At 45.4% G+C, this 15,504-nt stretch carries 13 protein-coding genes; 2 read left to right on the top strand and 11 right to left on the bottom strand.

The features are described 5' to 3' along the window. Positions 1-42: 42 nt before the first annotated feature. The gene (hrpA, locus tag LIN78_RS09160) at positions 43-3,918 is read left to right on the top strand and encodes an ATP-dependent RNA helicase HrpA (RefSeq protein WP_227180496.1); all 3,876 of its coding nucleotides are present in this window, start codon (positions 43-45) and stop codon (positions 3,916-3,918) included. Positions 3,919-3,929: 11 nt separating this feature from the next. Here the strand turns inward: hrpA and LIN78_RS09155 are convergent, their stop codons facing one another. After that, on the bottom strand, positions 3,930-4,343 hold the full coding sequence (locus tag LIN78_RS09155; protein WP_227180495.1) for a nuclear transport factor 2 family protein: 414 nt from the start codon (positions 4,341-4,343) through the stop codon (positions 3,930-3,932). Between the two features lie 90 nt (positions 4,344-4,433). On the opposite strand from LIN78_RS09155, the gene LIN78_RS09150 reads away from it, so the two are divergent. Beyond that, on the top strand, positions 4,434-5,141 hold the full coding sequence (locus tag LIN78_RS09150) for a TetR/AcrR family transcriptional regulator C-terminal domain-containing protein (RefSeq protein WP_227180494.1): 708 nt from the start codon (positions 4,434-4,436) through the stop codon (positions 5,139-5,141). A 45-nt stretch (positions 5,142-5,186) separates the two neighbouring features. Here the strand turns inward: LIN78_RS09150 and fabG are convergent, their stop codons facing one another. The 10 genes from fabG to LIN78_RS09100 all read right to left on the bottom strand — a co-directional run bounded on the left by fabG (position 5,187) and on the right by LIN78_RS09100 (position 15,104). After that, complete coding sequence (fabG, locus tag LIN78_RS09145; RefSeq protein ID WP_227180493.1) at positions 5,187-5,927, bottom strand: 3-oxoacyl-ACP reductase FabG; 741 nt, start codon at positions 5,925-5,927, stop codon at positions 5,187-5,189. Positions 5,928-6,262: 335 nt separating this feature from the next. Further along, entirely contained in the window at positions 6,263-6,946 is a 684-nt protein-coding gene (locus tag LIN78_RS09140) for a Fe2+-dependent dioxygenase (RefSeq protein ID WP_227180492.1), read from the bottom strand. Positions 6,947-7,015: 69 nt separating this feature from the next. Beyond that, positions 7,016-9,151, bottom strand: a complete 2,136-nt coding sequence (locus tag LIN78_RS09135; protein WP_227180491.1) for a TonB-dependent receptor — start codon at positions 9,149-9,151, stop codon at positions 7,016-7,018. Between the two features lie 144 nt (positions 9,152-9,295). Continuing rightward, positions 9,296-9,730: an ExbD/TolR family protein gene (locus tag LIN78_RS09130; protein WP_227180490.1), complete on the bottom strand. Its 435-nt coding sequence runs from the start codon at positions 9,728-9,730 to the stop codon at positions 9,296-9,298. 9 nt (positions 9,731-9,739) lie between these two features. After that, a complete protein-coding gene (locus tag LIN78_RS09125) occupies positions 9,740-10,480 on the bottom strand; it encodes a MotA/TolQ/ExbB proton channel family protein (protein ID WP_227180489.1) in 741 nt (246 codons plus the stop codon). Then, entirely contained in the window at positions 10,473-11,240 is a 768-nt protein-coding gene (locus LIN78_RS09120; RefSeq protein ID WP_227180488.1) for an energy transducer TonB, read from the bottom strand. Before LIN78_RS09120 ends, LIN78_RS09125 begins: the two co-directional genes overlap by 8 nt. Positions 11,241-11,454: 214 nt before the next feature. Next, positions 11,455-12,171 carry an ABC transporter ATP-binding protein gene (locus tag LIN78_RS09115; protein WP_227180487.1) on the bottom strand — a complete coding sequence of 239 codons (717 nt, stop codon included), beginning with the start codon at positions 12,169-12,171 and terminating at the stop codon, positions 11,455-11,457. Next, on the bottom strand, positions 12,171-12,950 hold the full coding sequence (locus LIN78_RS09110; RefSeq protein ID WP_227180486.1) for an ABC transporter ATP-binding protein: 780 nt from the start codon (positions 12,948-12,950) through the stop codon (positions 12,171-12,173). Before LIN78_RS09110 ends, LIN78_RS09115 begins: the two co-directional genes overlap by 1 nt. 3 nt (positions 12,951-12,953) lie before the next feature. Then, on the bottom strand, positions 12,954-14,156 hold the full coding sequence (locus LIN78_RS09105) for an ABC transporter permease subunit (protein ID WP_227180485.1): 1,203 nt from the start codon (positions 14,154-14,156) through the stop codon (positions 12,954-12,956). Positions 14,157-14,174: 18 nt separating this feature from the next. After that, positions 14,175-15,104 (bottom strand): branched-chain amino acid ABC transporter permease, encoded by a 930-nt coding sequence (locus LIN78_RS09100; RefSeq protein ID WP_227180484.1) that lies wholly within the window; start codon positions 15,102-15,104, stop codon positions 14,175-14,177. Positions 15,105-15,504 lie beyond the last annotated feature (400 nt).

Here is a 15,504-nt window from a genome sequence, read left to right as displayed (position 1 = left end):
AACCCGCTGGTAAGCCCTTTCCAGCCAGCAGATAATTGACCAATGACCGATTCACTTCAAACGCTATTCCTACAAATTGACCAATGCCTTGGTAAAGACCGCGCGTTTTATCGCAAGAAATTGCACCAAATACGCCAGCGCATCAAAGAACAAAAACCGGTTGATCGGATGGTGGCAGAACTCACTACCGCTATTGAACAATCGGTTCAACAACGCGAGGCAAAAATTGCGCAATTACCCAAGGTAGAGTTTGCTGGTGATCTGCCCTTCCACGAAAAAATGGAAGACATTGCAGCGGCAATTAGCCAACATCAGGTCACGATTATTTGTGGCGAAACGGGTTCAGGAAAAACAACACAGATCCCTAAACTGTGTTTAGCGCTTGGCAGAGGCGTAGATGGCCTAATTGGCCATACCCAACCCAGACGACTCGCGGCTCGTTCGGTGGCGTCCCGAATTGCGCAAGAATTGAAATCCCCAATGGGGCAATTGGTGGGGTATCAGGTACGTTTTGCGGATAATTTCTCTCGCGATACCTGTATCAAGCTAATGACTGACGGCATCTTGCTAGCAGAAACGCAAGGCGATCGATTATTAAGTAATTACGACACGCTCATTATCGATGAGGCGCACGAGCGCAGCCTGAATATCGACTTCCTGCTTGGCTATTTAAAGCAATTACTACCACAACGCCCAGATCTAAAAGTAATTATTACTTCTGCAACGATTGATGCAGATCGCTTCTCGAAACATTTTAATGGGGCGCCAGTAATCGAAGTTTCTGGGCGTACATTCCCCGTTGAAATGCGATACCGTCCACTTCTTGCAGAAGATGAAGATGATCGTGAAGTGGATATGGAACGCTCGATTGTCGAAGCATGTGATGAGCTTTCTATGCAAGGCCCAGGAGATATTCTGGTTTTCTTACCCGGCGAACGGGAAATTCGTGATACTGCGGAAGCGTTAAGAAAGCACCACAAGCCCGGCACAGAAATTATGCCGCTTTTTGCGCGTCTTTCACACGAAGAGCAGCAGCGCGTATTTGCCGCTCATGGCGGTAGACGTATTGTGTTGGCAACCAACGTGGCAGAGACCTCTCTCACCGTTCCAGGTATTCGCTATGTTGTGGATACGGGCTTAGCACGGGTTAACCGCTATAGCCCACGCGCAAAAGTCACTCAATTGCTGATTGAACCAATTAGCCAAGCGGCCGCACGTCAGCGTGCAGGCCGATGCGGTCGTGTGTCTGCGGGTGTTTGTATCCGCTTATATGCCGAGCAAGATTTTCAGCAACGTCCTGCATTCACTGATCCTGAAATTTTACGCTCCAGCTTAGCAAGCGTGATTTTGCGGATGGCCGCGCTTAAGCTTGGATCTGTCGATGATTTCCCATTTATCGAACCTCCTACATCTCGCGCAGTACACGATGGTTATCAAGTACTGCAAGAACTTGGCGCAGTAGACGAACAACGGCAATTGACACGCCTCGGTGAAAAACTAGCTAAGTTGCCGGTAGACCCGAAAATTGGCCGCTTACTATTAGCGGGTGAAGAACAACATTGCCTGCGTGAAATGTTGATTATCGCTTCAGGTCTCTCTATTCAAGATCCGCGCGAACGCCCTATTGATGCACGTGAAGCAGCCCAGCAACGACAAGCGCAATTTAATGACGAGCGTTCAGATTTCCTCGCCTATCTAAAACTCTGGGATTGGTTTGAAGACGCGCTCAAACATAAAGAATCAAATCGTAAGTTAGTTCAGCAATGCCACGACCATTTCTTGTCTCATCTCAGATTACGGGAATGGCGTGAACTACATGGGCAGCTTGCCAGCATTGCAGGTGAACTATCCCTTCGCCAAGCGGATGCGCCAGCTACTTTCGAGCAAATTCACAAAGCACTACTAGCGGGCTTAATCGGCAATATTGGCTTTTTGACAGAGCAAGGAGATTACCTCTCCGCACGCGGTAGTCGCTTCTTAGTTTCACCCGGTTCCGGGCTCAAGAAAAGCCGCCCGAAGTGGATCTTGGCGGCAGAACTTACCGACACTGGCAAACTGTATGCGAGAAGTGTTGCTAAAATCGAACCCGAATGGGTCGAGCACATGGCAAAGCATCTCATCAAAAGGTATTGGTTTGATCCTCGCTGGGATCGCGGCAGCAAACAAGTAGTGGCTTTCGAAAAAGTAACACTTTTCGGACTAACCCTCGTTCCGCGTCGGCGCATTAGCTATGGGCAGATAAATCCTGTTGAATCACGCGAGATTTTCATCCGTGATGCGCTAGCTCATTTTGATTACGATAGCCGCGCCCCATTCTTTGTCCACAACCGCAAGCTAATTGCCGAAGTGGAAGAATTAGAACACCGGGCCCGCCGCCAAGACGTACTAGTCAATGCAGACCGAATTGTTAGCTTTTTTGATCAACTCCTCCCTGCGGATATCGTGGGCGGAACCAGCTTTGAAGCCTGGCGAAAAAAAGCAGAGCAAACACAGCCTAAACTGCTATTTCTGAGCAAAGAAAGCCTCATGCAGCATGAAGCTGCGCATGTGACCGAAACCCTATTTCCCGATCGAATCACAGTAGGTGATCATGAGTTTGATCTTTCCTATCGATTCGAGCCGGCGCATCCACTAGATGGGGTGACCGTTGCGGTTCCACTAGCGATACTGAATACCCTCCGACCATCCGATTTTAGCTGGCTAGTCCCTGGAATGGCGCGTGAGAAAATTACTTGGCTAGTCAAAAACTTGCCGAAGTCAATTCGTCGCTTATGTGTTCCTGTGCCGGATACGGTGACAGCACTGATGGGCACAATGCAGGTTCGGGGGGATCTACTGGAGACACTGGCAAACGCCTTGCAAAAGCGCACGCAACATCCGGTCAAGATGGAAGACTGGCCACTAGCAGAGCTTCCGCCTCACTTACAAATGAACTATCGCGTCTTAGATGAAGCCAACCAAGAGTTAGCTTGTGGACGAGATTTACCCGCTTTGCAGCGAGAACTAGGTAATGCTGCACAGTTAACTTTCCGCCAAACCGTCTCAGCCCCATTAGAACAAACTGGGCTACTCGACTGGACATGCGGAGAACTACCTGAGTCGCTCACCTTTACTCAAAATGGCGCGCAACTCACCGGCTACCCCGCACTAGTCGATATGGATGACTCCGTAGCGGTCATGCTACTAGATACAGCAGAAGAAGCGATCAGCGCTCATAGAGCAGGAGTAAGAAGACTTTTACGCATTGTGTTAAAAGATCACCTTAAGCAATGGCAAAAAGGGCTCGCCAATTGGACGCAAATTAGCTTGCAACTACGCAATCTCTGCAATAGCGACGAATTACTAGATGATTTTATTACCGCGGTTGCAGACCGTGCTTTTATTGGCGACGACGAATTACCTCGTCACCAAAAAGCATTTGAAGAACAAAAAGCAAGAGCGAGAACAAGGCTCCCTGCTGTGACACAAGGCCTGCTTCGGTTACTAAGTGAAATCGCCCCATTATGGTCGAGTATCAAGCAGAAACTAGATAAGCCTGACGCCAGCACACGACCACTCGTGAATGTGCTCAGTCAACAGCTTGATCGGTTAGTTTACAAATCCTTTTTACAACAAACCCCATGGACATCACTCACCAACGTCCCTCGTTACCTCAAAGGCATTCAACTGCGGCTAGAGAAGTATCCAACAGCGAAAGACAGGGACCAAAAGCATACGGCGACCTTGCAAACATGGTGGAATAAATATCAGGCAAGAGTACAACTAAACCAGCAGATGAATCGCACGGAAGCCAAACTTGAAGAGTTCCGCTGGATGCTAGAAGAACTCCATGTATCGCTCTTTGCGCAAGAACTCCGCACCCCTTACCCCATCTCCGCCAAACGACTGGAGAAATTTTGGCAGGATGCAGGGTTCTAAGGATGCATTTGTTACTGGCCGACTTGATGCTCAACCGGTCGGCCAGATGAGCGATAAAATGCCGCACGCAGTGGCGCAGTATCGTAAATAATGCTCAAATGCTGAAACCGTTCCCGATCTTCCGTTAAATCAAACACATCCACACATTCAAAAGTAACTTGCTCACCGTTTGCTAATGTCCAACCATACGCAAAATGCAATGCAACGGCGGGTTTTTGTATGCTTTGCGGAAACACATTCAGCAAACGAGTATCAGATGCACCGGTATCTTCAAATAGGCTCGCATAAAAATCGACTGCTTTCATTTGCCCATATAACGGAGATGATACGGTTCCATCTGTAGCAAAGAGGGCTAAAACCCCCTCAAGGTCTCCTGCATTTAATGCAGCCAAATACTTTACACATAGTGATTCCACACTTGACATGACGCACCCTCCATTTAATTAAACACCGTACAATTAAATATTACGCCAAATAACTGTACAATGTCCAATAAACATTTAGATATTAAAACTATGGCACGTCCACCGCTTCACAGCCCTTCCTCGCTCAGTAAGTCTCGTATACTGGAATGCGCACTTCAATTAATCGACGAAGATGGCTTACCTAGCTTTAGTCTAAGAAAGGTGGCCAAAGCACTGAATGTCTATCCCGCCGCGCTTTATTGGCATTTTCCGAATTTAGCTGCCTTACAAGCAGGTATTGTGGCGCACCTACAAACGACACTACTGCCACTGCTATCCGAGAACTGGCAGCAAGATCTAAAGAACTTGTTCCAAAACTACCGGGATGCCATACAGCAACACCCCAATTTGGCACCTCTCGTCGGCGCGCAACTCACCGCCAACGCAGCCGTGGAATGGTCACAAGTCGAATTTATTTTGCAGGTACTGGTGAATGCGGGGTTTAAGGAGAAAGCACTTGTTAATGCATACAATACGGTTGTTGCAGGGATGACTGGCTTTGTGACCTTAGAGTTCGGTCAATTACCAGCTGACGAAGAAGAAGATTGGGCAAAAGACATTCAACAGCGGCTGAATTTGCTAGATGCAAAAATCACACCCCAGCTAGCAAAGTGGCTACCTCTAATGAAAAATCAGGCGTTTATTACACGTTGGCAAAATGGGGCAACACAACCGCTAGACACCGCGTTTGAATTTCATGTCGATACATTAATTGAAGGGCTAAAAGCACAGTTAGCTCGTAGTGAGCAGCCACAATAAAAAACGCGCCATAAAGGCGCGTTTTCCCTGAATCAAAAGACTCAATTACATCGTCAAGCCACCGGTTACTTCAATGACGGCACCGTTCATGTAGCTTGCTTCATCACTTGCCAAGAAAGCATAGATGTTTGCGATTTCTTCTGGTTGACCTAGGCGACCCAAAGGCACCTTCTCTTCCATCGCAGTAATCACTTTCTCAGGCATATCTTTAAGAATCTGGGTTGCAATAAAACCTGGGCAGACCGCATTCACACGAACACCCTTTTTACCCAATTCACGCATCCAAGTTTTGGTGAAGCCAATCACACCAAACTTAGCAGCAGCGTAGTTAGTTTGACCGAAGTTACCTGTCAGACCAACAATTGAAGATGCATTTAGGATCACGCCGCTTTGCTGCTCAACCATTAGGTCCACGACTGCTTTCGTGCAGTTGTAAACACCTTTTAGGTTGATATCAATCACGCGATCAAACTGTTCGTCTGTCATTTTCTGCAGACGAGCATCCATCACGATACCCGCATTGTTCACTAAGGTATCTACGCGACCAAATGCAGCCAATGTACCTTGAACAGCTGCTGCGATTTGCTCTTTATTGGTTACATCCACAACAAAGCTAATTGCTTCGCCACCAGCGGCTTTAATATCTGCCACCAACGCCTCTAGCGCTGCAGCATTTACGTCACAAGCAACTACCTTTGCACCTTCTTTAGCAAACTTTTCTGCAGTTGCACGGCCGATACCATTTGCAGCACCAGTAATAATTGATACTTTGTTTGCGAGTCTCATTCGGGTATTCCTTATTCAAAACGACAAGATGGCAATTTAAAAGCGCTGCGAATTCGATTTTTTATGAGGGGAAGAAAGTTCTCCAATCGCAGTTTGTTGTGCCTCCATAGAATAACTTTATACCAATATTTTGCAACGCACAAACTTTTATATTTACGTTTACGTAAATTAAATACACAAACTTAATATTTTCAATTACTTACAAATCACCCTTCAACACAACGACATGACAAATGAATTGCATTGCAGCATTTTTTGCGCACTAAACATCACAATTTGGCATGCCAATTTTCAATAAACTCACTTCAAATCACTAAACATGACGTTTACGTCAATTAACTATCGGCCCACATCCTGACCAAATTATGATAACAGCCAGTTAATCGTACAACCGCCTCTGTATCGCCTTCTCGAGAACGCAAATCCAGCAGTGCCATATCCATTTCATACAGCAATCGGCGACGCTCAGTTTCACGAATCATGCTTTCAATCCAAAAAAAGGAGGCAATTCGGGCGCCTTTCGTTACCGGTTCTACCCGATGCACACTCGAAGATGGGTAAAGAATCATATCGCCAGCCGCTAACTTAACGCGCTGCGTGCCAAATGTATCTTCAATGACCAATTCTCCGCCTTCGTAACTATCTGGCTCAGAAAGAAAAAGCGTGGCAGATAAGTCTGTTCTGACATTCCCGCCCTCTCCTTTATGGGTTCTGATCGCATTGTCGATGTGATTGCCAAAGGTATTATGTTCACCGGTATAGCAGTTAAATAACGGTTTAAAAATTTTCTTTGGTAGTGCAGCTGTAATAAACAAAGCATTGTTGGCCAACCCCGCCAAAACCAATTTACTCGCTTCCGTCGCTGCCGCACTTTGTTCAGGCAATTGGAGGTTATTTTTAACTTTTACCGATTGCTTTCCAGCGGTCACCGCACCATCCACCCACTCGGACTCAATCATGATCTGTTGGCAACGTGCCAATGCATCTCCCGTCAGCACATTTGGAATACGAATCAACATCGAAGGACCTCCAATTAAAACACCCGACTCATCGAGTCGGGTGCATTTTTGCGTTTAAAACAATACGAATTAAAACTTAAAGTCTGCAGTTAACTGCCATGTTCTTGGCGTACCAGGAACAACATGGCCAGTGTAAACACCTTCGTAGTAACGGGTGTTCGCCAAGTTAAATACATTCAAGCTAAATTTCACGTTCTTATTTAGCTCATAACTAACCAAACCATCAAAACGCGTATAGCCAGGAACACGAGTTGTATTTGATGTATTCGCATATCGTGCGCCTACACGCTCTACTCCAAGGCCAGCTTTCCAACCCTCTCCAAAATCATAAGTACCCCAAATACTTGCTGTATGACTTGGCGTATTTGTTGGACGTTTACCCTGAGCTGTACTGTTTGTACCTGGATCACTATCAACCTTTGCTTTCATTAGTGCCCAGCTAGCAGTTAACTCCCAGTTTTTCCATGGTTTACCAGATACTTCTACTTCAAAGGCATCGGTATGACGCTTACCAGAAAGTAAATATTGCGTTGCTGCAGTATCAACGTCCGTATTTCGTTCATTGTACTTTTCTGTTCTTGACAATGAAGTACGCAGTGATAGGTCACCATCTAGCAAGTCCCACTTGGCACCAATCTCAATATTTCTACTTTCCTCAGGCGGAGTATTACTCCCTCTAGCATCAAAGGTATATAAATCAGCAGATGGGTTAAAAGAAGAACCATAAGAGGCGTAGTAAGATGCAGTATCATCCGGTTCAAAAATAATACCAGTGCGATAACTCCACATTCTATCTTTACGGGTGTACTGATTACTTGTCGTAATATTGTTGTAATACGCTTTTAATTGATCAAAACGAGCGCCAACTAACCACTTCCACTCTGGCGCAAACTGGATCATATCTTGAGCATAGAATGCGCTTGTGTTGCCTTTGTAATTACCAGTTGATGCGGTCGTTCTATTGTAAAAAGAAGCTGATAGCGTCGGATAAGGATTAGGGTCATACACTGTGGTACTTGGTCTAGAGGCGCCATAAGTATGACTCCACGTATTGGAGGTTTCCCTCGCCAACTCCATCCCTGTTAGGATTTCGTGGTTCCAACTACCCGTATTGATAGTCGTAGACAAATCAGCTTGGAAAGTATCATTTGTCACCTCTCCACCCCTCGCTTGGTTTTGGCGAGTAATCGTGCTAGTACCACTTAAACGTGGTGCGGTAGCAGATAAATCTCTCCAATACTCTGAATGACGGAAGGTTGTTTTTAATTGAGTAGTTGGACTAAATTTATGCTTCCAACTTACCGTAGATATATCTGTATTATCACGTTCATAGTCAATTGCAGCCAAGCCATAGAATGTATTCAATGGCACTTCCATTGGCGCACCATTTAAGTACGGCACGCCAAAGAATGGTACATTATCTGTCTCTAGATGATAATGAGATACATTAACTTCATCTGGCGTGCCAATACCAAAACCGATAGATCCAGCCCACCCTTCACGGCTATTGCTAACTTCATTTGCAAATGAATCCGTATCAGTCTTCATTGCATTAAAACGTAGCGCCGTTGTTTCGCCCAATTGCTTATTAATATCAGCGGTCACACGCTTGTAGTTGTTATCACCAATGGTCACAGATGTCTTATATTCATCTAATAACTTTGGCGTTTTACTCTCTTGGTTAATGACACCACCAGTTGAACCACGGCCAAACAACATAGATGCTGAACCACGCAGCACATCAACCTGCTCTAGGTTAAATACTTCACGGTTATATTGTGCAGAATCACGGATACCATCCAAATACAAATCACCGACGACAGAGTAGCCACGCAACGTCATGTTATCGCCGATACGACCTCCCTCACCCGCGTTAAATGTCAAACCCGCCACGTCACGCAATGCTTCTTTCAGCGTATCCGCATTACGATCATCCATCTTCTGTTCAGTCACAATCGTCAGTGATTGAGGAATTTCTTTGGGATCTTGTACTAGCTTACCAATTGACGTCTTTTTCGCTACATATCCTTCATTCTCCAACTCTTTCGTCTGTTGGACTTTAATTGTAGGCATTGTAGTTACTTCACTTGCTTCTTCCGCAGAGGCCATCAGCGGTGCAGAAAGCACCATCATTGCGCCAAGTGGTAACAGTAAAGCAGCTGTTTCTGAAGGACGCTGCGGCTTGCGGTTTGCCTTTTTCGGCATATAACCTCCCAAATATATAGACAAAGCTTTCCCCTGCACAATGAAATGCACAAATAAAAAGCCACTGGAAATACTGGAGCGATTTGCTCCAAAAATGAATCGCCACGAACCAGCTGAAACTAGAAGCTTCGTGGCAAATGATACTTAAGGGTTTGCTTGTACAACCGGATTTGGCGTTGTTACAAACTGCAAATTAGACAACCCAGCTCGAGAAGATGCCCCCATAATTTCCGCCACCTCTTTATATGGAACGACCTCATCCACTCTAAGTTTAATGACTGGCATTACAGGTAACTGAACAGCAAGTTTCATCTCGTTTTCTAATTGTGCTTTATCTACAACCTTATCATTCCAGTAATAGACCCCTTGAGCATCTACGCTCAACGTTATCGTCTGTGGGGTATCTTCGACAGGACTAGAGCTAACAGTAGGAAGTTGCAGCTTCACTCCGTGACTCATCATTGGCGCAGTAATCATAAAGACGACTAACAACACCAACATCACGTCAATCAGCGGCACCATATTAATTTCAGCCAGTGCACCACTAGATTTGTTTTGATCGAATTTTCCAAATGCCATGATCAATCCTTATGCGGCAGCAGGTACTTCACTTAGTTTACGTTTCTGAGGCGACATCTGAGAAACCTCACCAACAAGTGCCAAGTGATACAAATCATGCGCAAATGCGTCTAGACGACCAGTAGCCAAACGGTGGTATCGATTCAGCATGTTATAGGCAAGCACCGCAGGAATAGCAACAGCCAAACCCACACCGGTCATAATCAATGCCTCACCAACGGGGCCCGCCACCTGCTCCAACCCAGCAGCACCAGACATACCAATATTCACTAGTGCGCGATAAACTCCCCATACTGTTCCAAATAAACCAACAAATGGTGCAGTCGCTGCAATTGACCCCAACAGAGTCAAACCAGACTCATACTTAGCAGATTGTTCATCTAAGGCTTTTCGCATTTCTCGCGTCAGATACTCTGACATCCCACCCACTTCTGCTAAACGGCCCGCTTTTTGGCCAGAGAATTGCTGCTTAGCGACCATCACAGTGCGAGTAAGATTCGCAAATGGATGCTGAACATGTTGTGCCTCCACCATTTTCGATACATCTTCTAGTGAATTTGCATTCCAAAACTGTTCGTTAAATTGTTTTTCTTTTGTTTTGTCGGCATACATCTTCACCGCACGCTGCAACAACACTCCCCACACCAACACAGACATTACGCAAAGTACACCAAATAAAAACTTACCGACTCCATCTGCTTGCGTCAGAAAGTGGAAAATACCAGGAGCTTCAACAACAGTCTTATTCATTACTACTTCCTTCTACAATACCAAAATCAATTGGAACTAACGCCCACGCTTTTAATGGACGGCCATTTTCAACATAAGGTTTAAAAGATGCTTGCTGAACCGCTCGTTTAGCCGCCTCATCTAGCCTAGAAAAACCAGAACTCGTTTGGACATTAATCTCCATTACACGTCCAAACTCATCCACCATGACTTTTAATGTCACCCGGCCGTGCTCATTTAAACGACTAGAAGCTGCAGGGTATTGCGGCTGCGGCGCTCTGATATAAGAAAGCGCGGAAACCCGTTTCGGCGCACCGGCACTTTCTGTTGCCTTTGCCTGTTGATTAGCACTGTCTGAATTATTTTTTTCATTAGCTGCAGATTGCTGAGTCGATGACTCCACTGATGGTTCAGTGGACTTCTTTACGCTATCTTTCACTGACTCTTCTTTTACGGACGCCAAGTTGGAGGTGTTATTTTTTACGGCAACAACCGTTTCCACCTTGCTTGAAGGAGGTGGTTGTTTAACGACCTTCCTGATTGGCATTTCAACTTTAGGCTTAGCGGCAGCATTTGGTGGAACTGCTTCCTTCACCAACTTCTCTTCTGTTTTCTCTACTTCTGTGGGCATTTCGGCTGGTGCGATTGAGACATTTACAACAGGCAAGTCTGGTAGCACACGCTTCTCTGCACCAACTGTGACCAAGATAGACATCAATAGCGCATGTCCCGCAAAGACTGCAGGCCAAATTACAATGTCTCGTTTTAATGAAAAGTCCATCACCAACGCGCCAATTCAAACAAAACATAATGATAATAGTTTGTATTTGTATTTACAATATGTAAATGATATTTATTATTATTTGCAAACAAAAAGAAGATAGCAAAAGCACCCTCGTGAACGGAGAGCAGGCATGAAGATACAACATCTTTAAAACAAAAAAGCCTCTGAATAAATCAGAGGCTTTTTGCTAAACCAAAACTCAAAGCGAAGATTATTCGCCCAAGTAGGCTTTCTGAACCGCTTCGTCATGCAATAGTTCTTTTGCATCACCTTCAAGCGTAATCTTACCACCATCCATCACGTAAGCGCGCTGGCATGTCTGAAGAGCTAGCTTAGCATTCTGCTCCACTAACAATAGCGTCACACCATCTTTAGCCACTTCACGGATCGTTTCAAAGATTTTTTGAACGATGATTGGCGCTAAGCCCATTGACGGCTCATCCAGCAACAATAGCTTCGGCTTACCCATCAATGCACGAGAAATCGCCAACATCTGTTGTTCACCACCAGACATGGTACCTGCCAACTGGCTGGCACGCTCTTTCAGACGAGGGAAGATCTCAAACATACGATCAATATCCGCCTGAATAGCTTCTTTGCTATCTGTACGTGAATAAGCACCCATTTCTAGGTTTTCTGTCACAGTAAGACGTCCAAAGATACCACGGCCTTCTGGAACCAATGCCAAACCTTCACGGATCAAGTCATAGTTCTTAATTGAAGACAGCTGTTTACCCATGTAAACAATGTCACCACCGGCAGGCTTTAACATACCGGCTAATGTTTTCAGTGTTGTTGTCTTACCAGCGCCGTTAGCACCAATCAGAGCAACCATTTCACCTTGCTTAATATGAAAGCTGATGCCTTTGATCGCCTGAATTGCACCGTAAGAAACTTTCAGGTCTTTTACTTCAAGAATGTTACTCATTAAGCTTCCTCCGTTGCTTCCGCACCCAGATACGCCTCAATCACGCGAGGGTTATTCTGAACTTCGGCAGGCACACCATCTGCAATCTTCTTACCAAACTCAAGCACCGCGACGCGATCACACAAGCCCATCACCAGTTTCACATCATGTTCAATTAGCAGAACAGCTTTGCCATCTTTCTGCATTTTGACCATTAACTCGCGTAGGCCCTCGGTTTCTGCACCGTTCATCCCTGCCGCAGGCTCATCCAATGCAATTAGCAATGGGTCTGTCGCAAGTGCGCGCGCAATTTCTAAACGACGCTGATCACCATAAGATAAGTTCTTCGCAGTTTCATTTGCGAAACGGCCAATACCTACATAATCTAGCCAGTAACGTGAACGCTCACGAATTTCTTTCTCTTCTTGCTTCGCACCTGGCGTACGCAGCATCGCGCCAATCACACCCACTTTGGTACGAACATGACGACCAACCATCACGTTTTCAAGTGCAGTCATGTTATGAAACAAGCGAATGTTCTGGAACGTACGTGCAATACCTGCTTCAACCACTTTGTATGGCTTAGTCGCATCTAATGGCTTGCCATTAAATAGCATATCGCCGGTATCTGCTTGGTACAAACCAGTCAACACGTTAAACATAGTGGTTTTACCAGCACCGTTAGGGCCGATCAAACCACGAATCTCTCCGCGATGGATAGTCAACGCCACATCTGTCAAGGCTTGTAGACCACCAAAACGTTTGTTGATGTTTTTAACATCTAGCAATACTTCAGACATGGCTTAGCGTCCTTCCCCGGTTGTATCACGATTATCCGGCTCATCAGCAGAAATCTTAGCGTGTGATGATTCTTTCACATAGTGTGCAGAATCAAACGGCTCGTCATCTTTGTCGTGCAACTCTTGGCGACGACGTGTAGAAGGGAACAAGCCTTCTGGGCGGTAACGCATTACCAAAACCATCGCGAAACCAAACACCAACATACGCAAGGTAGAAGCATCTAGGACATTTCGTAGCGTATCTTCGCTAATGAAAGTGATGTTATTCACTAGTACAGGCTGAATTGCATTCACTAAGTCACGGAACAATTCTGGCATTACAGACAGAATCACTGCGCCAATGACCACACCAGTGATAGAACCCATACCACCAAGCACCACCATCGCCAACACCATAACTGATTCCATCAGCACGAATGATTCTGGGCTAACGAAACCTTGGTAACTAGCAAATAGAGAACCTGATACACCACCAAATGTTGCACCCATACCGAATGCAAGTAGCTTGATATTACGCTTGTTTAGACCCATTGCTTCAGCTGCAATTTCGTCTTCACGCAACGCCATCCATGCACGACCAATACGAGAATTTTCTAAACGGCTAGACAAGAAAATCACGAAAATAACAATCGCCAAGAATACTAAGTAGTAATTAATAACAGGGGTTACTTCTAAACCAAACAATGACCAGGTGTTTTTCAGAGAATGATCACCTAAGTGCAACGGGTTAATGTTGTTAATACCTTGTGGGCCATTTGTTAAGTTAAATGGGCGATCCAAGTTATTCATGAAAATACGAATAATTTCACCAAAACCTAGTGTAACAATCGCTAGGTAGTCACCACGAAGCTTTAAGGTTGGCGCACCAAGTAAGGCACCAGCGACCCCGGCAACAATCGCACACAAAGGGATAATCACCCAGAATGGCCAATCTAGTGCTGCAGCAACCAAACCACTCTCGGCCAAATGAGGCGAAGACAGCAAGGCATAAAGGTATGCACCCAAGGCATAAAAGCCGATGTACCCCATGTCCAACAGACCTGCATAACCAATAACGATGTTAAGACCTAAAGCCAACATCACGTAAAGCATTGCGTAACCCAAAATACGAACCCAAGTTGGGCCCAAGAATGGGGTTGCGTTTACAATAAATGGCAGTGCTATTAGCAATAGTAGTAGCAAGCCATATTTAGTTGTTTTGTTCATCAGTGCTCTCTCCGTCTCTTAAGCACGTTCAGCAACACGTTCGCCCAACAAACCACTTGGACGGAACACCAACACCAGAATCAGAACGATAAAGGCAAAAATATCTTGGTAGTGAGAACCTAAGAAACCACCTGTTAGATCGCCGATATAACCAGCTGCCAAACTTTCGATCACGCCTAGCAAGATACCACCAGCCATCGCACCGAAAATATTACCAATACCACCTAGAACCGCAGCAGAGAACGCTTTCAAACCTAGAATCGCGCCCATGTATGCATCTGCCTGACCGTAGTTCGCTGCACGCATCACGCCTGCAACAGCTGCTAGTGCAGCACCGATCACAAAGGTCATAGAGATAATATGGTTAATGCTAATACCCATTAGGCCTGCAACTTCTTGGTTAACAGCGGTGGCACGCATCGCTTTACCAAGCTTGGTTTTTTCAACCAAGAACCATAGACCCAACATCATCAGCACAGCAACAACCATAATTGCAATTTGCAAGTTTGTAACGGTTGCACCCATAAAGTCGATCGGCTCAACGTCGATCACGCTTGGGAAAGATTTGAAACCACGACCCCAGATCATCATTGCCAAGTTCTGCAAGATGATTGAAATACCAATCGCAGTAATAAGAGGAGCTAGCTTAGGTGCTTTACGCAAAGGACGGTAAGCTGTTTTCTCCATGAAGTACGCCAACAGCATACAAGCAGGAACAGAGATCATCATTGCCATTAACAATACCACCACGCCAGGCAATTCGATTCCCATTGATTGAAACAGGCTAAGCATCGTGATAGTGATCATTGCCCCCACCATCACCACTTCGCCATGCGCAAAGTTGATCAACCCGATAATACCGTACACCATGGTGTAGCCAAGCGCCACCAAAGCATAGACACTACCGAGGACCAGTCCATTCAGGATCTGTTGTAACAAAATTTCCACGGATTTCGTTCCTCTTCTACTCGTGATAACTAGAAATATCACAGGATAGTCAACCAGCAGCTAATCGGTTGATAACCACTCTCTCCAGGACAACCACTACCGATTTTGTCGATAGCAGGGAACCAAAATGATTCGCAGCAATCAATCGCATTGAGCCAACAAGTGCGAAACAAGGCAGGGCATATAAATATTACCTGCTTGTGACGGCGGATTATGCGTAGGCAATTAACCCCTGTCAATTGTACGGATTATGATGCAACGCAAGAAAATAAAGCATCAAAACCCCTTTATTTTCAATTTGTTACGTTCTCCGCTTTATTTACCCCCCAATCAATACGTAATAATACGTACATCTAAAATCATATCTGGTTTATTCCACGGAAACCCAAGGGTAATTTTT

The organism is Leeia speluncae (genome assembly GCF_020564625.1).
Classification (GTDB): Bacteria; Pseudomonadota; Gammaproteobacteria; order Burkholderiales; family Leeiaceae; genus Leeia; species Leeia speluncae.
The sequence above is the reverse complement of the archived record's forward strand: the minus strand, read 5'-3'. Positions and strand labels throughout refer to the sequence as shown.

What these genes read in the sequence shown, in the direction of transcription:
- LIN78_RS09150 (WP_227180494.1), top strand. Translation starts at nt 4,434, where the DNA reads ATGGCACGTCCACCGCTTCACAGCCCTTCCTCGCTCAGTAAGTCTCGT.
- LIN78_RS09125 (WP_227180489.1), bottom strand. Translation starts at nt 10,480, where the DNA reads ATGAATAAGACTGTTGTTGAAGCTCCTGGTATTTTCCACTTTCTGACG.
- LIN78_RS09155 (WP_227180495.1), bottom strand. Translation starts at nt 4,343, where the DNA reads ATGTCAAGTGTGGAATCACTATGTGTAAAGTATTTGGCTGCATTAAAT.
- LIN78_RS09110 (WP_227180486.1), bottom strand. Translation starts at nt 12,950, where the DNA reads ATGTCTGAAGTATTGCTAGATGTTAAAAACATCAACAAACGTTTTGGT.
- LIN78_RS09130 (WP_227180490.1), bottom strand. Translation starts at nt 9,730, where the DNA reads ATGGCATTTGGAAAATTCGATCAAAACAAATCTAGTGGTGCACTGGCT.
- LIN78_RS09115 (WP_227180487.1), bottom strand. Translation starts at nt 12,171, where the DNA reads ATGAGTAACATTCTTGAAGTAAAAGACCTGAAAGTTTCTTACGGTGCA.
- hrpA (WP_227180496.1), top strand. Translation starts at nt 43, where the DNA reads ATGACCGATTCACTTCAAACGCTATTCCTACAAATTGACCAATGCCTT.
- fabG (WP_227180493.1), bottom strand. Translation starts at nt 5,927, where the DNA reads ATGAGACTCGCAAACAAAGTATCAATTATTACTGGTGCTGCAAATGGT.
- LIN78_RS09140 (WP_227180492.1), bottom strand. Translation starts at nt 6,946, where the DNA reads ATGTTGATTCGTATTCCAAATGTGCTGACGGGAGATGCATTGGCACGT.
- LIN78_RS09135 (WP_227180491.1), bottom strand. Translation starts at nt 9,151, where the DNA reads ATGCCGAAAAAGGCAAACCGCAAGCCGCAGCGTCCTTCAGAAACAGCT.
- LIN78_RS09120 (WP_227180488.1), bottom strand. Translation starts at nt 11,240, where the DNA reads ATGGACTTTTCATTAAAACGAGACATTGTAATTTGGCCTGCAGTCTTT.
- LIN78_RS09105 (WP_227180485.1), bottom strand. Translation starts at nt 14,156, where the DNA reads ATGAACAAAACAACTAAATATGGCTTGCTACTACTATTGCTAATAGCA.